At 47.4% G+C, this 20596-nt stretch carries 15 protein-coding genes; all 15 read right to left on the reverse strand.

The features are described from left to right. A partial coding sequence (locus QVO39_RS02730) for an exo-beta-N-acetylmuramidase NamZ family protein (RefSeq protein ID WP_288171670.1) occupies positions 1-1151 on the reverse strand: 1151 nt, incomplete at its 3' end. 11 nt (positions 1152-1162) lie between these two features. Continuing rightward, complete coding sequence (locus QVO39_RS02735; protein ID WP_021902920.1) at positions 1163-3097, reverse strand: glycoside hydrolase family 51; 1935 nt, start codon at positions 3095-3097, stop codon at positions 1163-1165. Positions 3098-3104: 7 nt separating this feature from the next. Continuing rightward, complete coding sequence (locus QVO39_RS02740) at positions 3105-4619, reverse strand: zinc-dependent metalloproteinase lipoprotein (protein WP_021902921.1); 1515 nt, start codon at positions 4617-4619, stop codon at positions 3105-3107. Positions 4620-4635: 16 nt separating this feature from the next. Further along, positions 4636-5781: an iron-containing alcohol dehydrogenase gene (locus QVO39_RS02745; protein ID WP_018027733.1), complete on the reverse strand. Its 1146-nt coding sequence runs from the start codon at positions 5779-5781 to the stop codon at positions 4636-4638. A gap of 18 nt (positions 5782-5799) precedes the next feature. Beyond that, positions 5800-7260, reverse strand: coding sequence for a dihydroneopterin aldolase (gene folB, locus QVO39_RS02750; RefSeq protein WP_288171677.1), 1461 nt, complete (start codon positions 7258-7260; stop codon positions 5800-5802). After that, a complete protein-coding gene (locus QVO39_RS02755) occupies positions 7253-8290 on the reverse strand; it encodes a DHH family phosphoesterase (protein WP_288171679.1) in 1038 nt (345 codons plus the stop codon). Before QVO39_RS02755 ends, folB begins: the two co-directional genes overlap by 8 nt. Further along, entirely contained in the window at positions 8220-9593 is a 1374-nt protein-coding gene (locus QVO39_RS02760) for a DEAD/DEAH box helicase (RefSeq protein ID WP_021902924.1), read from the reverse strand. The genes QVO39_RS02755 and QVO39_RS02760 overlap by 71 nt, the downstream gene beginning before the upstream one ends. Further along, on the reverse strand, positions 9590-10396 hold the full coding sequence (locus tag QVO39_RS02765) for a transglycosylase SLT domain-containing protein (protein ID WP_021902925.1): 807 nt from the start codon (positions 10394-10396) through the stop codon (positions 9590-9592). Before QVO39_RS02765 ends, QVO39_RS02760 begins: the two co-directional genes overlap by 4 nt. Before the next feature lie 14 nt (positions 10397-10410). After that, a complete protein-coding gene (locus QVO39_RS02770) occupies positions 10411-12609 on the reverse strand; it encodes a putative porin (RefSeq protein WP_288171681.1) in 2199 nt (732 codons plus the stop codon). A gap of 74 nt (positions 12610-12683) precedes the next feature. Continuing rightward, complete coding sequence (locus tag QVO39_RS02775; protein ID WP_021902927.1) at positions 12684-14027, reverse strand: dihydroorotase; 1344 nt, start codon at positions 14025-14027, stop codon at positions 12684-12686. A 16-nt stretch (positions 14028-14043) separates the two neighbouring features. Further along, positions 14044-14811 (reverse strand): polyprenol monophosphomannose synthase, encoded by a 768-nt coding sequence (locus QVO39_RS02780; RefSeq protein ID WP_021902928.1) that lies wholly within the window; start codon positions 14809-14811, stop codon positions 14044-14046. Next, the gene (locus QVO39_RS02785) at positions 14808-15185 is read right to left on the reverse strand and encodes a hypothetical protein (protein ID WP_021902929.1); all 378 of its coding nucleotides are present in this window, start codon (positions 15183-15185) and stop codon (positions 14808-14810) included. The genes QVO39_RS02780 and QVO39_RS02785 overlap by 4 nt, the downstream gene beginning before the upstream one ends. After that, the gene (locus QVO39_RS02790) at positions 15185-15505 is read right to left on the reverse strand and encodes an FtsB family cell division protein (protein WP_288171685.1); all 321 of its coding nucleotides are present in this window, start codon (positions 15503-15505) and stop codon (positions 15185-15187) included. Before QVO39_RS02790 ends, QVO39_RS02785 begins: the two co-directional genes overlap by 1 nt. 223 nt (positions 15506-15728) lie before the next feature. Next, positions 15729-18086: a TonB-dependent receptor plug domain-containing protein gene (locus QVO39_RS02795; protein ID WP_021902931.1), complete on the reverse strand. Its 2358-nt coding sequence runs from the start codon at positions 18084-18086 to the stop codon at positions 15729-15731. Positions 18087-18611: 525 nt separating this feature from the next. Beyond that, the coding region (locus QVO39_RS02800) for an outer membrane beta-barrel protein (RefSeq protein WP_288171687.1) at positions 18612-20596 on the reverse strand (1985 nt) is incomplete at its 5' end.

Genomic DNA, 20596 nt, shown 5'->3' on the forward strand with positions numbered 1-20596 from the left:
TAGTGGGCGCGGAGCTGCTTGTAGGAGGTGAGATCGCTTTGCCAGCTTTGGCGGATCTGGTCGGCGGTGAGGCCTCTTTGAATTTGCAGGCGAAGCTCTCCATTTCCAGCTAGGAGGTCGAAGAGCTTGGGGCGTGCAAAGAAGCGGATGCCGTGGGTTTGGCTTATTTGGTATGCTTCGATAATGAGGGGTAGGTAGATGCCCTTTGGCCATTCTTGGGGTTGAAGGGTGGGACCGTAGCAACGCTTGCCGCTGTGCTTGGGCTTTGTGGCTCCCTTTGTGGGCTGCGGGGTGAAAGTGTGGTTGCCTAGGTGGCGATTGGGGTAACCAATTTGCTCAAAGGGGTGTGAGGTGCCTCGCCCTTCGCTCCAGCTACTGGCCTCGAAATAACAGATGGTGGGGTAGCAGTGTATCGCTTTGTCGGAGCGGAGGTTGGGGCTTGGTGGAAGGGGTAGAGAGTAGGCTTGACCGTGTTGCCACCCTCTTACGGGGAGCACGGTGAGCTGTACTTGGACTTTGTTTTTGAGCCACCCTTCGCCATTGATCATCTGGGCTGCCTCGCCTAGGGTAAGCCCGTGGACAGCGGGGATCGGGAGTAGGCTGACGAAGGAGCGGTACTTCGTGAACTTTCTGACGGGGCCGTCTATGGTGTCGTGTGGATTGGGGCGGTCGAGCACGAGGAGCGGAATCTGCTCTTCGGCACACGCCTCCATAAGGTAGGTGAGGGTGCTGATATAGGTGTAGAAGCGGACGCCTACATCTTGGAGGTCGAAGATCATTAGGTCTATGCCTTTGAGGTCGCTTGGGGTGGGCTTCTTTTTTTGTCCGTAGAGGGAGATGACTGGTAGCCCAGTGGCACTATCTTTGCCTGACTGGATGGTGGCTCCGGCATCGGCGGTGCCACGAAGTCCGTGCTCGGGGGTGAAGAGTTTGGTTACTTGAACGCCTTTGGCTAGAAGGGTATCGACGAGGTGGGTATGCTGGGGATTGGAGAGGATACTGGTGTGATTGACCGTGAGGGCTACTCTCTTACCAGCTGTATAGGTAAGTATTTGCTCAATTTGATCGGCACCCACCTCTACTTGGGCTGAAGCAGGGTAGAAGAGGAGGAGGGTTAGAAGCAATGATAGATGTAGGTGTATTGGTCTCATGGTCTATGGCATTATGAAAACTTGAAGATGACTACTTCGTAGGGGGCAAAGAGGTAGTGGAAGTGGCTACTGAGGCGCAGTCGCTCTTGGGTGACACTTTTTTCGTAGTGGGCAAAACCGGCTGGGGTAAGGCTGGTGGTGGGTTCTGTGGAGGTATAGGAGAGTATCTCTACTGAGGTGAAGTTGCTATTTTTCCCCTTCAGTTTGATTTGGTAGTGTAGGGGGTGACGGGTGACATTGACAGCCTTGAGGTAGTAGGTCTTTTTCTCTTTATCGGCGGTGAGTGAGGTAATCACATCGCTCTGGAGACTGTTATTGCTATCCCATCGGCAGAGGTTTTCGCCACGAAGCTGTGTGAAGTCGCAGAGGTATTGGTAGAAGAGGGTGGGGTGGAAGGTGCCAGACTTGGCCTCTATAATAGGGAATTGCTCCTCGAGATCGGTGGCAATGAGTGGGGTGAGACCGAGGGCTTGGAGGTAGGGGGTGCGTCGCTCTGCTAAGATCATAAAGGCGGCACGTAGGGCTAGAGGTGGTAGAAAGTAGCCCTTGGTGTAATCGGTGTCAAAGGTGGCTTCGCTCATCATCTGTGGGTAGAGTAGCTGGTCGCGCTGGGTGATGAGGGAGTCGATGTGGGCGAGGTTATTGTAGGAGATCAGGGGGAGCACGAGATCGAATGGGTAGTCGCTATACTCTTTGTAGGGCGATCTATCTGCAGCACTGATGAGCTGTAGATTGGGGTAGATGGTATCGAGTTTATCTAGGAGCTGTGTCAATCGACGGTCATATTCGGCACCTCCAAGTCCGTACCCAGGCTGTACGGCGACTTGATGCTGGGGGGCTTTGGCGATTAGCTGCTCAATGTAATCGATACGTTGGGGAAGTAGCTTGATATCCTCTATCCTCTGTATGGTGGATGGGTCGGAGAAGCCGAAATTAGCTACGATGATAGGAGTGCTATGGAGCGCATGGGCTAGCTGTAGTAGTTGTGGGTAGCCGAAGTGGTGGGTATATTCATTTTGATTGAGTGTCCAAAGAGGAGCCATTAGCTGTATGCTATCAAGGTACAGAGGGTAGTTGCCCGGGTAGAGTCCATTGGCGGTAGCTCCAGCGGGAAATCTTACAAAGCTGGGGTGAAGCTCGGAGAGTAGGGCGTAGAGATTTTCATCTAGTCCATATCGCTCTTTATACCCTACCTTTTGGAGCAAAAGATCGTCAATGGTGACGGTAGCACTGCTTTGGCTTGTCCAATAGCTGATGCTATCTCTTTGGACAAGGTAGGGCTCGCCCTCGGTGGCTTTGATCTCTAGAAATAGTGAGGGGGCGGCATCTGCTTGGGTTACCTTTAGCTGTCCGACTAATCTGCCACCCTCGGAAGTGGGGGTGAGGGTGAGGGGGGTGCTTAGTTGCTTCATCTCGGCATCAACGAGTGTGGCAATAATGGTGGAGGGTCGAGTACTTTGGGCAGTGAGGGTGAGGCGATAGCTCTCTCCAGGGGTAATCTCTACACCTCTGAGGTTTTGCCGAATGCCTACTAAGCTATCGGTGCTACTGACGTGCGCTAGGAGGTAATGCTGTGATTTATCGCCGGAGATGCCGATATTTTGACCAATCAATTCCCAACCAAAATGCTGCTCGGGTAGTGGGTAGGGCAGTCTGGAGCCATTGGGAGTGACGACTTCTCCCGTCGCTCTATCATATCCACATCCCTCTAGGTGGGAAGCCAATTCCCACCCACCATTGAGGAGTAGGTTGTTGCTCAATAGATCCTTGCCCCCGCTTCCAGGATCTAGGGTGACCCCAATAGGTAGCTCACCTCTATAGAGTGTGGGAAGGTCGGTATCTATTAAAATAACCCCCACAAACGGTTGTCGCGACTCACATCCTACCATAAGGAGTGTGAGGAGCGTGAGCAGAGCTGATATTTTCCTCGTACTTGGGTGCACCATATCTCCTCTAGCGTATTAGCTGGGTACGGCAAGGGATTGCCACGGGGGTACCCTCTACCATTACGCGTTGGTGGGGTGAGTAGCCCTTGAGTAGGCTCCTAGGTGATGCCACTTTGATCCCTGGTGTGGTGTAGGTATTGTAGAGCACCTGTCGCATACGACTGACTTGGTTGGGTGTCCACTCGTCGCTGTGGCAGAAGTCGTAGTCCATTATATTGGTGGCTTCGAATCGCCCGCTCTGGCAGTCATTACGCATCAGTAACCCGATTATCTGCACTAAACTGGTGGTCCCCGAAGCAATGATATCTGCTCTACTTTCCTCGTACTGTTTTCGATTGTAACTTTGTGTGTCGGCACAATAGTCGGTATCATCGCAGCTATCTAGCACGAGGTTTCCATCGGAGCCTACCACCTCAGAGAAGGTGTGATAGAGCCCGAGGTAGTGCCCTAGTTCGTGGGCTAAGGTGTTTTTCCCTAGGTCGGCTTTGAGAAAGGTCTCCTTCCAGGTACGCCACTCAAAACCATCGGAGTTGAGGGTAATACAGTGGTTGTAATTGGAGAATTGGTCAAGACCGCCATGCTCTTTGATGTACAGCTCTTCTTGGCTACCGAGTTGCTTTAGTCCCTCAATGGGTGCTGAGGAGAGGGCAAGGGGCATGTGTGAGATGCCCATCACTACTTGGTCTGCTCGCTCTTGGTGGCGTGTGAAGGGAAATACGTAGATGTTGATATACTGCTTGATGGGCCACGCCATATCGTGGTAGCGACCACCAGCTTTGTCACTCATGACTACTTTCGGGTCGAGTGACCGCTCATCCATGGCGATGGCATTGATGCCGGCAGGGCTTTGTCGGGTGCCGTCGGGCTTTTCATTGGCCAGCTTGAAGCGGATTTTGGTCTCAAGAGGGAGATGATAGACCTCTTGCTGGCCTTGCTGATATTTCCTTTTGATACCTCGGTAAATCTCATTGCCTACTTGACGAGGTTGCTGGCCAAAGAGTTGGTTGATATACTCTAAGATAACTTGGGCATCGGCACTATTAAGCACATACTTTCGGCGTAGGGTATCGGTATTATTCTTATCCGCCTCATTGTATAGCACGTGGAAGATGACAGGGATTTCGTAGAGGACGGTTTCAATATTAGTATCTCCACCCAACTGCTTGACCTTGACAGCAACGCTTTGGTTACTGGTGCTAAAGGTCAGCTGCCCTGTACGCTCTTTCCCTGTGAGGTTGGGTATCACTTTAATGCCAACTACGGTACGGCTAATGCCTCCCATCTGACTATTGGTGGAGAGCCAAGAAGCATCGCTATTGACCTGCCACTCTTCGGGCGAACTGATCACTACCTGAAGGCTTTTTATGGTGGTATCGGTGGGGTTGCCATTGGCATCTGCAATCAGCTCCTCTAGTGATGCCGATAGCTCTTTGATACTGGTCTCTTTGGCACAAGAGGAGAGGGCTATCGCCAAGAGTAGCAGTAAGGGGCTCAGCAGAAGTGGTAAACTGGCTCTTTTCATACGTCAGATGCTTTTATTATTTCATTGAATCCTCAATGATGAGCTGAATCTTATCGGGTGTGGCACTTTCAAGGGTGCCTAGTGGAGTTCCACGCTGGTGGAAGCGACGAATCATCTCCTCAGCCACTTCGGAGGCAATCTGACCCTCTTTCATTGAACTGGCAAGGCCAAGGCTATGGATAAACTTCTCTACCGCTTGCAGGGTAGCCTGGACGGTGGCATCGTTATCTAATCCACTTATGCCGAATACTCTTCGCCCCATTTGGATGATCTTATCCCGCTTCTCTGGTAGCATTACGCGCATCACGGAGGGTAGGAGCATCATGAGAGACGCACCGTGCGTTACCCCTGCAAGGGCGGTGAGCTCGTGTCCCAGTCGGTGAGTTAGCCAATCTTCTTCAACGCCCATTGCTAGGAAGTAATTAAGCCCAAAGGTAGCAGAGAGCATATACTCGCAAGCGGTATCGTAGTCGGTGTGATCTTGAATCAGACGAGGGGCTATCTCTAGAATATTGAGTAGCAACCCTTCTGCCATTCGATCCATCACGCCACTCTGACCAGGAAAGGTGAGGTATTGCTCAAGGGTGTGCATAAAGGCATCGGCGATACCGCAAGCCACTTGGTGCTGGCTGAGGGTGTAGGTGTAGGTGGGGTCGAGTATGGAGAAAACAGGATGCTCTCCGACCATTGAGAACTTCTCTTGGGTAGCTCTATTGGAGATAACGGCACCTGGATTCATCTCTGACCCGGTGGCTGGTACGGTGAGGACGGTACCGAGTGGAAGGCACTCTCCCCTATAATAGGTGGTGACCATCTCCCAACAGTTCATAGGAGCTTTAACTCCCATCGCTATCGCTTTACTGGCATCTATCACTGAGCCGCCTCCAACAGCTAGGATAAATGTACACTTTTCGTCTCTCGCTGTGGCAATGGCTCGGTCGATGGTGGCAGCATCTGGATTGCTCTCTATGCCACCAAAGGGGATTATCTCGTAGCCCGTGAGCTGTGAGATGACTTGGTCATAGATGCCATTTTTGATGATACTGCCTCCACCATAAGTGAGGAGTATCTTGCTCCCTTGAGGGATCTGCTTACTTATCTCTTTGATGCTTCCTTGACCAAATATCAGTTTGGTGGGATTGCAAAATATAAAGTTCTTCATATCAATATCAACCTTTAGTTATGCTTTTCTATAGTGGGCTGTTGCAGAGAAACTGACCCCTTCGCCATCAAAATTGGGAATAGGAGGTGCCAGCTTTGTGATCGCTAATGTGGCACTAGTGAGGAGGGAAAATTCGGTGCGTAGTCTCTGGAGTATTCGATAGGTGAGTGTCTCAAGCAACTCGGTGGCTATCTCCATCTCCTGCTGAAGAATTTGGTAGACTTCGGCGTAGTTGATCCCTTTCTCTAGATCACCACTCTCCATCACCTCAGCAGCGGGAAAGTGTAGTGTGAGATTGACTTCAAAAGTATTGCCTACACGCTTTTCGTGGGGAAGTAACCCGTGGTAGGCGAAAAACCTAAGTCCGTTAAGGGTAATGGTATGCTGCGAAGTGCTAAAGCCGGACTTTGTATCCTCCTCCTCTCCCCGCTGTATCTCTAGGGAGTCTCTATGTACCAAGTGGTAAAGCTGCGAGAGTAGGTCTTGGGGTATTTGATACTCTTCGGCAGTGGCTTGTAGCTCTTGTAGTCGTCGCTGATACTGCTCCTCTTGGAGAGGCCTTATGCTAAGCTCTTGCTTCACCTTGGCGATCTCCTTGGAGAGAAAGCGACGATAAGCAAAGCGATCAATGAGCTGATGGTCTGTGGTGGTAAACTGGTCTCTAAGTAGCTCCAGCTGTGCTGTGTTGGAGGGGGTGGTGGTTCGGAGCAATTCCGCCAACTCGTCGGGAGTGAGTTGCTGAGCTGGGTCGGTAAGAGCTTTGGTAGGGGTGATATGGCTCTCAAGCATCAGCCCATCATACTGTAGGAGGTAGGCAGTTTGGAGAAGCTTTGGAAGATAGGCTTTGTCTCCTGCAATGTGGCTTGGGTCAAGATAGATGGGGATATTTGGTGCCACCTGACGCACTTCGGATATCAATTCCCATAGCGGAGTGTTCCGAAGTGAGGAGTGGGTGCCGATGTCAAAGCCCCGATGTATCAGTGCGACCTTTTTGGAGCCTGCGTCAATCAGGCGTAGAAGTGCCCCTAGCCATAGGTCTAGGGAGGGGGAAAGCGGATTCTTAAGAAGAACTGGCAAGTCACAGCCCTTTAGTGCCTCTGCTATCTCCTGAATGGCAAAGGGACTGGCTGTGGTGCGTGCCCCAATCCATACAAAATCAATGCCGTGCTTAATTGCTTGCTCTACATGATGGGAGTTGCCTACTTCTGTGCCAATGAGCATCCCATACTTCTCGCGTACTTCGGTAAGCCAAGGCAGCCCCTTTTCGCCTACTCCCTCAAACTGTCCCGGGCAGGTACGAGGTTTCCAAATACCAGCTCTAAATAGCTTCACTCCATGGTGGCTTAGTGCTTCTGCAGTGGCTAGCACTTGCCCCCGCGACTCCGCACTGCATGGTCCCGCAATCAGTTGAGGGGTATTCTCTGTGGTCCATTCTTTTGACCAGAGAGGTTCGGCAGCGAAGTTAAGCAGATCACTCATCTTCATGGCTTGGGTGCATTATTTTGATCGCTTCTAAAACTATCTTGGTAGTCTCTGCTAGAGAGGCGTAGACCTCTGCTCCAGCAGCATTGAGGTGACCTCCGCCATTGAAAAACTTCTTGGCAAATTGATTGACTGGGAAGCTTCCCTTGGAGCGAAGCGATATTTTGGTGTACTTAGACTGCTCGTGGAGAAAAATGGAGAAGAGGATCTCCTTGGCAGCAAGTGGCTCATTGACCAACCCTTCGGTATCTCCTACTTGGTATTCAAACATCCGCTTGTCCTTTTGGCTCATTGTGATGATCGCCGTATGGTATTGCGGATAGAAGGTGAGATTATTATCCAGCAAGTGGGCGGAGAGGCGTATCTTATCTATTGAGTAGCTACGATTAATGTAGCTAGATATTCTGTCTTTCTCTAGGCCACAATTGAGTAGCTCAGAAATGGTTGTGTAGAGCTTTGGGTCTTGAGAATTGTAACTAAAGCCACCTGTATCCGTCACCATTCCTGTATAGAGACATTCGGCCATGGCTTGATCGATATACTCCTTGTAGCCAAGGGCTTCTATTATCTCAAAGAGGAGTAAGCAGGTAGCTGGCTTCTCGGGGTAAGAAAAGCAGAGATCTACATCACTAGTGGGGTGCAGGTGATGGTCTATCATCACCTTAAATGCAGTGGCACTGGCTAGAGCACTCTCCAATTGCTCCACTCGCTTTAGCTCATTGAAGTCCATAAGGAAAATAACTTCCGCTTCTTGGAGGGCTTGGGTAGCTTCCTCGGGTTGGTGCTTTGCGATGATCGCTTCATCAGCCCCCTTTAGAAATCCAAAGCTAGGGGGAAAGTCGGTAGGATGTACCACCTTTGTAGTATGCCCCAGCTTTTCAAGAAGTAGCGAGAGGGCAAGGGTGGAGCCGAGAGAATCTCCGTCGGGAGATACGTGTCCTATCAGAGTGATCTGCTTAGGAGTTTGTAGCTGGCTTTTGAGTTGGTTTAGCTCCTCTTCCTTGAACTTTATTGTTGTTGGCTCCATTTCTTCTCCTTCTTTTATTGTTTTGAGGTCTTTGTTGTGACCCTCCTTTTCGGTTTCTGTTTCGATTGTTATTCCTCCCTCGTCTTTGATTGCGAGGCTTTTCGTTTGGTTTCTCTTGCTCTTCGGATAGCGCAACGAATCCTTCTGGCAGGCTGTTTCGCTGTACATTGTACCCCAAGAACTTTTCAATATCTATAAAGCGGCCTTTATCTCGTTGATTGACAATGGTGATGGCAGCTCCACCTAGATTGGTCCCTCTAGAGGTACGACCGATGCGGTGTACATAGTCCTCAGGGTCGGAAGGGACATCGTAATTGACAATTAGTTGGATATCATCCACGTCGATTCCTCTTGATAGAATATCCGTAGCCACAATGATCTCTATATGTCCATTCTTGAAGTCGTTCATCACTTCATTACGCTCCGATTGGTCTAGGTCGGAGTGCATTTGTGCCACCTTGTAGCCATTGCTACGAAGTAGTCGGTAGGCCTCTTTGACACGATCCTTAGAGCCAAAGAAGACGATGGACTTAGTCACCTCTCTCTCCTTAAATATCTGTGTGAGAAGTGCTAGCTTTTCATCCTCTTTGCAGAAGTAGACACTTTGGTCAATCGACTCTGGTGGACGAGAGATAGCAATATTTATCTCTACTGCATTCTTAGTAATCTCCTTGGCAAGTCGGCGTATCTTATCAGGCATTGTCGCCGAAAACATCACCGTCTGTACATCTTGTGGCAGTAACTTGTAGACCTCCACAATATCATCAAAGAAGCCCATATCTAGCATTCGGTCGGCCTCATCAAGCACAAAGAAACTGACACGTGAGAGATCTACAGTGTTGAGATTGATATGTGAAAGCAGGCGCCCTGGAGTGGCGACAATAATATCTGACCCCATACGCAAAGCCCGCTTCTGCTGCTCCCACTCAATGCCACCAGTACCGCCATAGATAGGTACTGCACTCACCCCGCTGACGAAGTAGGAAAAGGCATCAATCTGTCGGTCAATCTGCTGTGCTAGCTCTCTCGTAGGTGCCATAATGACGGCATTGACATACTCCTCAGAATACTCACCCGACGCCAGTTCGCTTAGAATTGGTAGCACAAAGGCAGCGGTCTTCCCCGTACCTGTCTGAGCACACGAAATCACGTCTTGCCCCTCAAGTATATGGGGAATAGAGGCCTCTTGGACTGGCGATGGATGATTGAACCCCATCGCATCTAGCCCATCCAATACCGTTGGATGAAGTCCAAAGGAGTAAAAGTTGTCGTGCTCTGGTATATTATCTCTGTCTATATTCATTTCTTCTCTAATTCATTGATTATTTCTAGCCACTCTTGGCTCCCTCTCTTGGCGATAATAGCACTATCTATTGCTACCTTGAGGCTATCGGCAGTAGCATTTACTAGCCATACCTGCTGTAGCTCAAAGCCAATGCCTTTGGAGCTTTGTAGCGTGCTATCTACAGCCACAATCGCATCGGCCAGGTTTTTATCGCAGATAAGGTAGTTGATTTCCCCCTTAGAGAGTTTTGTCGCCAATTGCATCGTAGGTAGCTCGCTACTCTCTATTGATAGGCTAGGGTAGTTGAGCTCCGCTAGGTTCTCTACGATTGTGATGGCAGCTTGGTCTTCTTCCGATACCCATACCGTGACCGGCTCCTCTCCAGTAAAGTCTGCCTCCCAATTGGTGTTACTCGCCTTGTGGAGTAGATTGAAGCTAGAGGTGTAAAGCCATTCAGTAGGCGTTGTGCCCTCAATTTTATTTGCCATAGAGAGAGGCATGGTGGTAACATAAAGCTGCACCTCCCCTTTAGTCAACTTTTCTATTGCCTCGCCCCTAGTGGCAAAAGGCACTATTTCATATTCCCTTTGCGGTAAAACTAGCTCCAAAAGCTTCTTGGCACGCCCTGTTATTTCCCCAAGAGAGTCTACTCTAAGCCCATCAGGCGAAAGGTCAACAGCCACTTTGACAACCGTTGAAGTGGGCTGATCCGACTGTCGCTGAGCTCTACGTGTGGTAAAAACCCACATGAGGAGGGCTGCGGCTAAAATGGCAAAGCCATTGGCAATGGTCACGCGCTTGGACTTAGAGAGTTGAGACATCGTATCCTTATTGCTTAGTTTCTTAAATCAACTGCGACGCCCATTCTCAATACTGGTGGGTAAAGCGGGTAGTTGGGCATCGTGAAGTGACTTGGCTTGAAGAGTAGAGCCCCTACATTGTAGTACTTTACGAAAAAGCGAGCCCTCTTCAGGTGGGCATTGACGTAAGCATTGAGTAGAGGGGCTTCACCACCAATCTTAATATCTTCTTGCGGTCTAAATTGCTGGGTACTTGGTTCATAGTAAGGTGCGTAGTAGGCGGTATGCCACTTAGCATCTGCCCCTACCTGTAGAGTCATCACCTTAGCTATTAGGAATTTAAGATAAAAGTTGGAGTAGACGGAGACCATAGGGAGAGGGGTGATGTCATGGTGGCTACTACTCTGCCAAATAACGCTATTCTCCCAGTTAAGTATCTTCCAGCTGAGGCTTTGATCCAATCCAACTGAAATGACCCTCGTATTCAATTCCGTCTGCACTGGTATGCCCTTCATATCAGGGGCAATAGGGTTTTGAAGCGTCTCAAAATTGGCAAAGATACGGCTCTTGGTGAAAGGAATATTCATCGAGCCTCCCACTCTGAGCAATTGTATCATCTTGAGCGACCTATCCCACTCGTGTAGACTTGCTTTGAACTTCCTAAGGTAGTAGGAGGGTTGGATATTTTGGAAGTCCACATTTGCCGAGACCGTCACTGTATGTCCCAGTAGAGGAATGTGGGTGTTCAATTGACCACTCACCTCCACCTCACCAGCTTGTGCTCCGATGAGGGCTACCTGCCCCCACGCATAGTAGTCGAAGTACTTAAAGGAATTACTGCTGATACGACCACCAACAGATAGACTGTTTTCGGTCGCTTCGTTTTTCTCCACCTCATCTATTTCTAGACGCTGAGCATCGGCCCAATTCATAAGTGGCTGAGAGTATTTACGGTAGTCATGAGCCACAAAGGCAGCGATGCCCATCTTTGCCCACTTCTTAAAGCCCTCCAATACTTCCACACCTACAGTGTTACTGATATAGAGTGTAGAGAAAGAGTCATTGGGGAAGTATCGTGCTCCTGCCGGTCGAGGAATGACCGGATTGGGGTACTCCTTTTCAAAAGCAGGGTCAAGAGAGACCCACTCTCTTCTCCCCTTCTCTAGCTGAAAGTCATGAAATATGGCAGCAACAGGCACAAATACCCGATTGGCCTTTTCTGCCTCCGCCTCTTCCTCCTCTTCCTCCGTTGGTGCTTCTGCCTGCCCAGAAGATTTCCCTAGTCGTCGCCTCACAGGCTCTTGTGAGGTGGGGGTTGTCGTGAGGGTATCTACTGGCAACTCCAATGGTGCGGGCATAAGACTATCCGTGGGTAGGCTACTTGCTGTTTCGGTTGACGGTAGGTCGGTCGGTGCTTCGGGCAAAGTGGCTTCTGGTTCCATTTCAGCGTCCTTGCTATCTAGCCTATTGCCCTCCTTATCCTGATAGTAGCCAAATCGATACTTGTGGTGAAAGCGACCCGAGCCATAAACCATCCTATTCCACGTGGATTTATAGCGTGTAGGGATATCCTTGGGGAGTAGGGTACGCCGACCATCCATAAAGTCATCGGGATTGGTCACGTACCGCATATCGGTAATACCTCCACTCTCCTGATTGGTGGCATTGGTATTGCCCATCGAAGCGTAGGCTTGGTATCGGTCGCCCCGATAGTAGGAGAATACCCGATAGGTAAAGTTTTTACTGCTTGTTTGGGCATAATAGCCATTGGCATAGTCAATATCAATATCACCGCCAAGGCTCCACTCCTTGCCGAGGTTGGAAGAAAAGGTGAAGGTGAAGTTTTGCTCCTTATTCTCATTATTCCCCACGGTGAGGTACTTCAAAAAGGTGTAGGGCGTCTTTGTATCGTACCATTGCATCCGCTGCTTATTGCGGAATAGATGCCCATAGGGTTGGGTAAAGAAAAACTGCCCCCACCGATTGATAGAGCGATCAAAGTAGATTTTTGATTGATATGGCGAGGCATAGGTGCCGGCATAAGCCTCTGCCACGCTAAGCCCCTCAATATATGCACGACTATGGTAATTGAGCATCATAGTATCTACCGATGCACTCTGCAAGTCTCCTGTTCGTGGTGTAAGGTAAAAGGAAAAGAGACTATTCAGGCGATCTCTGTCCGAGTCGTCATAGTCATCTTTCTTCTCTTTTCGCTCACGCAGTTGCTTGTCCATATCTATCTGTGCATAGGATTCTATGCCAAATAGAGATAGGAGTAGGGCGAGAAGAAGTATTTGGGACCGTGGCTTCATCTCCATTCCTTGTGATTAAACGTAAGTGGGCGAGCAACTTTCGGTAAGTCAGCTACTACTGCACCATCTTTGACTACCTCAGTGCCATTAACAAAGGTTGAAACGACACTATGCTCAAATGTGTACCCCTCGAGTGGGCTCCAACCACACTTGCTAGCAATATTGTCCTTTGAGACCGTCCAAGGCTTATTAGGATCAATCAGTACCAAGTCTGCAAAGTACCCTTCACGGATATATCCACGCTGCTCCACCTCAAATAGGTCGGCTGGGTTGTGGCACATACACTCAACCACTCGCTCTATACTGAATACCCCTTGGTCGGCTAGCTCCAGCATCATCAGCAGTGAGTGCTGTACCAGTGGACCTCCTGAGGCTGCGGTAAGTGCACCGCCCTCCTTTTCGGAGAGTAGGTGTGGAGCATGGTCGGTGGCAATAATATTGAGCTTGCCACACCTTACGGCCTCTCTCAGGGCCTCTCTATCTTGAAGGGTTTTGACAGCCGGGTTCCACTTGATGCGGGTGCCCAGTCGTTCGTAGTCTTGATCCGTAAACCAAAGGTGATGAACACATACTTCTCCCGTGATGTGCTGGCTCTCGTCCAGTAGCTCCAGCTCTTTAGCCGTGCTTAGGTGGAGGATATGTAGCTTCGCTCCAGCCTCCTTGGCTAGTTGGCTTGCCTTTAAGCTACTTTCGTAGCACGCTTCTGCACTTCTAATAACGGGGTGCCACTTTACCTCTGGGTCGTTGCCCACTTCGGCAATCACCTTGGCCTTATTCCGCTGAATCACCTCCTCACTTTCGCAGTGAGTGGCGATCAGAAGAGGAGAATCTCTAAAGATAGCTCTCAGGGCATCGTCGTGGTCCACCAGCATATTACCCGTTGATGCCCCCATAAATACCTTCACCCCAGGCGTGTGCTTCCTATCCACCTGTGTGAGGAGAGAAGCATTGTCATTCGTAGCACCGAAGTAAAAAGAGTAGTTGGCAAAGGAGCTTTTCTTTGCGATTTCCATCTTGTCCTTCCACGCCTCTAGGGTGATGGTCTGTGGCATCGTATTGGGCATCTCCATATAACTGGTCACACCACCAAGAATAGCAGCACGACTTTCTGAGGCGATATCCCCTTTGTGGGTGAGCCCCGGCTCACGGAAGTGAACCTGATCATCGATCACCCCTGGCAGGCAGAGAAGTCCCTTTGCCTCAATTACCCTGTCGGCAGTTGGTAGCTCGTCCCCGCTTGTGTAGATGCAAGCTATCTGCTCACCTTCGATCAGTATAGAAGCATTCTCTAGTCTCTTCCCCTCGTTGATTATATTCGCTCCTTTGATTAATATAGACATGGTCTCTCTCTTTCTTTTATTCCTCTAGTTGCACACTTCCTTTCTGTGGAAACTTACGGGTCATTCCCCACCACCGCAGTTTCAGCACACCGAAGAAAGCTTCACCAAAGATGCTGCTATTCATCTTGCTAGTGCCGTGTACACGGTTGACAAATACAATTGGCACTTCAGTTAGCTTGAACCCGCACATCTTAGCGGTATACTTCATCTCGATTTGAAAAGCATATCCCTTGAAGTGGATCTCATCCAGATGGATGGTCCGAAGCACCTCAGCTCTATAGCAAACAAAGCCAGCGGTAGCGTCATTGACCTTCATCCCTGTGACGATGCGGACATACTTCGAGGCAAAGTAGCTCATCAACACCCTACCTAGTGGCCAATTGACCACATTGACCCCCTTCACATACCTTGAACCGATGGCTAGGTCGGCACCCTCCACGGCACAGGCTTCGTAGAGACGAACCAGATCCTTTGGGTTGTGGCTAAAGTCGGCATCCATCTCGAGGATATAGTCGTACCTCTTCTCAAGAGCCCACTTAAAGCCTGCAATATAGGCGGTGCCAAGCCCTTGCTTCCCTTCGCGCTCTAGAATATGCACCCTCCCAGGGTATTCTTCAATGATCTTGTGAACCTCCTTAGCTGTGCCGTCGGGCGAATTGTCGTCTACCACCAGCACCTCAAAAGGTATTGGTAGGTCCATCACCGCCTCTATGATTGCTCTGATATTTTCAATCTCATTATAGGTGGGAATGATTACCAACCTTCTATCGCCGACATTTGTCATACCTTTTCCTCCTTTTTCAAAGCTCTATCCTTTGCAAATAGAGCGTAGATATAAAATACAGTGGCTACTGCAAATAGTGGCAACCAAATATCGGAGCCTTGGATCATAAAGCCACCGGATACTAAATAGATCAATAACCCAATGAACGACATGCGATCCAGCCGACGAATCCTTTTCTCCTCGCTACCTCCTTTGCTACTTATTTGCAAAAGGGTCGCTATTGCAGCCATGCCACCACCTATCGCTACCAACCAGCCACTATAGGGTTTTGTGCAGTCGGGCTCAAACAGGATAGCCCCAATCAATACCAAAATAGGACCGATTGTCTGTAGGTATTTTACCCACCTATTGTCATATTTAGTATGCTTACTCATCACTTAAGTAGGTATATTTCTTCGTCCTCCTCCTTCATTAGGTACCGCTCTCTAGCAAATTTCTCCAAGCGGTCTCTCTCAATCCAGAGATCCTCTTTCGCCACCTTAGTTTTCTCTATCTCCCTTTTCAACTCTCGTATTTCTCGCTCTTGTTTGTCAAGGGTGCGGCTGTACTTCAGCTGAGTCCAAACACTTGTATTGCTGGGAATAATGATCTTAATAAGAAACAATATAGCAAATAGCAGAAAAGGATTGACCCTTTTCAGCCATCGCCAAACAGCCTTGCCCACGGCAGAAATATGACTTCCAATCTTGCCCATAACTACCCTCAAAGATACCAATTTATTCCGATAATAAGAGAGCCCCATCCGCGTAATCAGGGGTTACCCATTAGAAAGGTCTTGCCGTATGGTTTTCAGCGGAGTGCCTATTTAACACGGACCTCTCCGAGGTCCTTACCCTACCACTCTCAATAACTAATATATGTTCATTCGTACCGCAGTTCCTTCTAATGCGTAACCCCTGCCACGCAATTAGAGGTTGCTACAATCTATATTGATCCATATTAAGGATGTTGGGTTTTGAGTGCGTCTTCATCTTTCCAAAGTAGTAGGAGATAGAGAAGTTTACTGACGGGAAGGCGGTATCTTCAAAATAGAGCACTTTGAGGTTGGGGTCTTGCCTGAAATCGTTCTCTGTGCGAGATATCCGAATCGGGTTGCTAATGGCAAGTGAAAAATCCCAATCACTCCCGCTTGGTTGGTACCTCATATCTATCTTGCTCGTTAGTCTTTTCCCTACCAATACATCTTGCATCATCCAGCTGTGTGCATAGGATATCCCAGCGTTAAGTTGTAGACCCGAAGCAAGGGTAAATGTGTTATTAAAATCGGCGTAAGGCTGTGTATGCCGTTTCAGCCAAATTGCTTTTGGGTGATATTGAAAGACCACTCCTACCTCTGCGGAAGTATACCACCAGGGGGTAATATTTCCTGAGTATGAAAGGTTACCAGTCCACTTGTGTTGAGTAGGCATGTTTCTATTGGTAACAATGACGATTGGGGCTTCGTAGAAGTAACTATTTTGCAGGTAATCATTGGTGATAGAGTAGCTGAGACCTAAACCTAATGACTTCCAGTAATAGTCTAATCCAAATGAATGGGTAGAGGCGGGGCGTAGTTCAGGGTTGCCAACGGAGTAGAGGTAGTCGTTCCTTTTTGTGCGATAGCTATTGGTAAGCGCAAATGGCGGACGAAAGAGCCATTTGGAATATCTCAGACTGATATTGCCGTATGCTCCTGCATTATACCCAATTCTTACAGAAGGCAATAATTGCCCCACATTAAGCTTCTTATTGGCTGTTCGGGAGTAGGCATAAGTATGTTCGTATTTCAAACCTCCTGTTAAGCTCCATTCTCCTTTACTCATCTGCAGCTGGGCAAAAATAATGGCCAAATGCTCTTCGTACAAAGAGTGTGCGTCTGCGAGGGATTGCCCTTGTCCGTGGAAGCTATAGTTGGTGTTGCTTTTAGTCATCGTATATGAGGCGCCAGACTCTAGAGCCCATACGGGGGTTAGCTGTGTAGATAACTGAGTAGCAGCGTAGAATTGTTGGTTGCTTTCATCGTTGATATTCTGCTCCTCCTTAATAGGATTGCCATCGGCAGAGTAACGCAAAGCATCTGTGGCATGTGCTTTCTTCTTCATATAGAAGAGGGAGTTCAGCCAGTTGTATTTATCGTCTTTAGAGTGCCAAGAATGATTGAATTCCCCAGTGAAAGAGGTAGAGCTACTGTTGCCATTAGTCAGTATGTCTTGTAGTAGGGGTGTGGTTGGCTGCTCTAACGCTGTAGCCGATTCATACAGAGAGTTAGGAGCTCTGCGATAACTTGCCGTGCCATTAATGGAGTGTAACTCGCCGAGCTGAGCACTGGCTCCAAGGTTGAAGCTATACGCTAGGTACTTATTGCTATGGTAATGATTATTCTCCTTGATGACTTTGTTGTCGAAGTAGTACTCCCTTTCCACAAAGTAATGGGGATATCTCGACGAACTCACAGAGGCATTTGCAAACCCTTGCACACGAGAGTTGCCATATACGAAGCGAGCATAAAGTCCTTCATCGTGGGCAGGACGCTTTTTCCCATTTTTAATCGCGTTGCCAGCATAGCCCAAGTCGGCAGATAGAGAACCCGTATATCCGTTGATCTCTTTCAGTACGATATTAATATATCCCCCCGTAATACCACTTCCGAGATCTGCGGACTGCCCTAATTGCACTTCGATTCGCTCGATCATATCTGAGCGAAGAGCTAGCAAACGGTCATGAAGGGTACCACCTGATAGGTTGGTTTTTTGCCCATTGATACGCACTTCTGCGGGGTTGCCGTCGATTAAGAAGCTATCTCCTGACTGGCTTACCCTAGGGGTTCTTCTGAGGTAATCAATGGCATTATACCCTTTGAGTTGATACATTGGGGTATGCTTGATGTCGAACGTGAGGATTCCCTCTTTCATCCGAACCGCCCGTCTTACTGCCGTGACAGCTACTTCGTCCAATTCATTTGAGATAGAGACTTGGCGTTTCCCCAGGTTGATGATCCCATTGAGCGGGGCAGGTAATAGCTCCTCAAAGAGAACCTTACCTTGGAACGTTGCTCGAATAGCGGTCTCTTTCTCCGATAGGTCAAAGGCGACATACCCTAGGGAGTCGGTGTAGTGTATCTGGATCGTTTCGGCATCTTTTTCTAAAGAAGCTAATGTCGTTAGCGTCACATAAGGAATAGGTTCTCCATCGGCATCAATAATGGTTCCTACAACTTGTTGTGCGTTGAGTGACGAGAAGGCACTGAGTAGCACAGATATTATTGAAAATAAGGTGAGGTGTTTCTTCCTGTTCATATCATTCTCGGTATTAGTAGATTCAAATTTCTAGTGCAATTTACTTATCATTTTCCAGCCAGACAGCCATGGGGACTTTACCTCCAGGGATATAGTTAAAAGACATGCTAAACCACAGTCCATTGCATCCTGTTGCCTCAATATTCTCATCTTTTTTATTCCTGTATTCATAATATCAAATTCCATTTCTTACACTTGGGACACTTAGGGTCTGGTTGATTCCCATTTTCCATTCCATGAACTTTAACAATATCTACATAGCATACATGTTTAAATATATCACCTTTACACTCAAATAGATGTTGACAGGAGTTGCACGGAGAGTTGAAGTTCCCCGAAATATTTCCGTCAAAAATAGATATGGCTTTATAGGAATTCCATATTTCTTCTAAAGTTCGTTCTTAAATGTTTCCTAAAACAAACAGAGGGTTCTTGTAAAGCATTTCACATACAGTGCAAGTGCCATCACATACGTCAATTTTTTTCTTTTTCATAATGAAAACTTTTAAAGAGTTAGTTATTTGATTATTGAGGCATCAGTCGCATCATTTCTTTCGAAAGGGTTTGACCTCTGCTTTTTTTGCTTTTCCCAAACTTGTATTGAACAATAAGGAAAATACCTCTAGTTCCTCCATGAGAGTAATCCTGTCTTAAGATATTATTTGTATTGAGTAGGATTCTTTCATAGGCTTTATTGAAGATATCTGTAGCATAGATTTGTGTAATTAGTTTGCCACTTATCCAACTTTTAGATAGGCGTATATCAAAGTTGCTGTATCCTTTTGTTTCTCCTGTTGCATAACTCCCATTCTTGAGATGTCCTGAAATTCCGCATCTTAATGATACTCCTTTAGGAAATGTGTAGTTTAATCGAAAAGAATAGGCAATCAAGGGTTTGTTATAGGATACTCCTCCATATATCAAATCCTGTAATTGTAAACCAATATCTGCAAGAATAGCCAGTCTTTTTATCTGAGGGTTCATCGAAAGTCCTGCATAAAACTGATTATAATTTGGCAGGTTTTCTGGAGAAATCTTTATAATCATACTTTTGGGATCAAGCAATGTACATACTTCAAAAAAGCCATCCTTTACTCTAGAATACGAGAGGGATAAGCTTGCCCAATCGTAAGTGAGATCTGTTGTTAGAGAGTGCACATAGCTGTTTCTAAGTGTGGGATTTCCATCCCATCTTAGATACTTATTACTCATAAAGTAGTTAGCCGAAAGCTGATTGTAGCTAGGCTTATCTATTGTCTTGTTATAAGATAACTCCAATGAGAAGTCTTCATTCTCGTAAGAAACGGAGATCGTGGGGAGGTATTTTAGTGAACGCTTACTCTGTCCGTTGACAATTGCTCCATTTTTAAAGTACTTAAAATCAACAAATTCCACCCCAATCTGAGTCTGAGCTCTCCATCTTTTGGTAATATTGGCTTGTAAAGCTACATATCCAGTGAGTTGTTTTTGTCTAAAAAAATCGGTGTTCCTATTCGTGGTTTTGTACTTACCATCTCTTTGTGTGGAAACATATTCTATCCCAGAGAATAAACTAAAGACTTTTGAAAGATTTTGTTCGCAATCACCTTTTAGGGTTATGCTGTTAGCGATACTTTTTTGGTCAAAGTTACTATCCTCTTGCTCTGTTGATAGATGTCGATTAGCATTCTGATTCAAATAGAAATATGTTCCAGAAAAATCTATTTTTGTCTTCGTGGTATTAAAGTGGTACGCACCACCAAGGAATGCAATTGATGAGTTTGTTTGGGTTGTACTATTGAATTCTTGGACAGTGTAGCCATTATTCATATCGTGGTGGTGCAGCAATCCATCAAGATGCTCTTTTCCGCGAGTTGTAGGATCTAAGTTTGCAAAAAGATTGATACTGTGGTTGTCATTGATATGATAAACTACCTCTGTCGAGAGGCTTAGATTCTTCCGTACATCACTTAACTCCGTTATAGAGCGATTGCTGATCTGATTACCTAGGATGGAATAGTCATAGGTATCTTCTTTATGATACATCTTCTCTCCATAGACGTGATTTGTACCTACTTTGATGGATAGTTTGGGCAAATTGAGATATGCTGTAACATTAAGAGCATTTGAAAATCTCCCTTTTGAGCCAACTCTATCCATAAGATCAATACCCCAAATATCCTTAGAGGAAGTGGACGTTGTGATAACAATAGCAGATGAGACGTTTATTCCATATCTACCATTAGGGTTTCCTAGTACTTCTATCGTTTTTATTTCAGACGATTTTATGTTCAGTATTTCATCAATATTTAGTACTTTGCGACCATTAAGATAGATGCTTGGAGTCCCCTTGCCTAAAATTGAAATCTCATCCCCTTGAATGACAACACGAGGAATTTCCCTTAAAACATCCATGGTTGTCCCAATATTTTCTAAGGGACCTCCCTTTATGTTTACCTTAATGTTATTGGCCTTTCGAGAAACCCTTTTCCCTTGAACGTAACTCTCCCAAAACGGGCGTGTAAGGAGAG

The sequence above is a fragment of the Porphyromonas sp. CAG:1061 genome, assembly GCF_000435035.1.
GTDB classification, from domain to species: domain Bacteria; phylum Bacteroidota; class Bacteroidia; order Bacteroidales; family Porphyromonadaceae; genus Porphyromonas_A; species Porphyromonas_A somerae.

Coding starts and splice junctions, on each gene's coding strand:
- QVO39_RS02795 (WP_021902931.1), bottom strand. CDS start 18,086: ATGAACAGGAAGAAACACCTCACCTTATTTTCAATAATATCTGTGCTA.
- QVO39_RS02740 (WP_021902921.1), bottom strand. CDS start 4,619: ATGAAAAGAGCCAGTTTACCACTTCTGCTGAGCCCCTTACTGCTACTC.
- QVO39_RS02775 (WP_021902927.1), bottom strand. CDS start 14,027: ATGTCTATATTAATCAAAGGAGCGAATATAATCAACGAGGGGAAGAGA.
- QVO39_RS02735 (WP_021902920.1), bottom strand. CDS start 3,097: ATGGTGCACCCAAGTACGAGGAAAATATCAGCTCTGCTCACGCTCCTC.
- QVO39_RS02745 (WP_018027733.1), bottom strand. CDS start 5,781: ATGAAGAACTTTATATTTTGCAATCCCACCAAACTGATATTTGGTCAA.
- QVO39_RS02770 (WP_288171681.1), bottom strand. CDS start 12,609: ATGGACAAGCAACTGCGTGAGCGAAAAGAGAAGAAAGATGACTATGAC.
- QVO39_RS02755 (WP_288171679.1), bottom strand. CDS start 8,290: ATGGAGCCAACAACAATAAAGTTCAAGGAAGAGGAGCTAAACCAACTC.
- folB (WP_288171677.1), bottom strand. CDS start 7,260: ATGAGTGATCTGCTTAACTTCGCTGCCGAACCTCTCTGGTCAAAAGAA.
- QVO39_RS02780 (WP_021902928.1), bottom strand. CDS start 14,811: ATGACAAATGTCGGCGATAGAAGGTTGGTAATCATTCCCACCTATAAT.
- QVO39_RS02765 (WP_021902925.1), bottom strand. CDS start 10,396: ATGTCTCAACTCTCTAAGTCCAAGCGCGTGACCATTGCCAATGGCTTT.
- QVO39_RS02790 (WP_288171685.1), bottom strand. CDS start 15,505: ATGGGCAAGATTGGAAGTCATATTTCTGCCGTGGGCAAGGCTGTTTGG.
- QVO39_RS02785 (WP_021902929.1), bottom strand. CDS start 15,185: ATGAGTAAGCATACTAAATATGACAATAGGTGGGTAAAATACCTACAG.
- QVO39_RS02760 (WP_021902924.1), bottom strand. CDS start 9,593: ATGAATATAGACAGAGATAATATACCAGAGCACGACAACTTTTACTCC.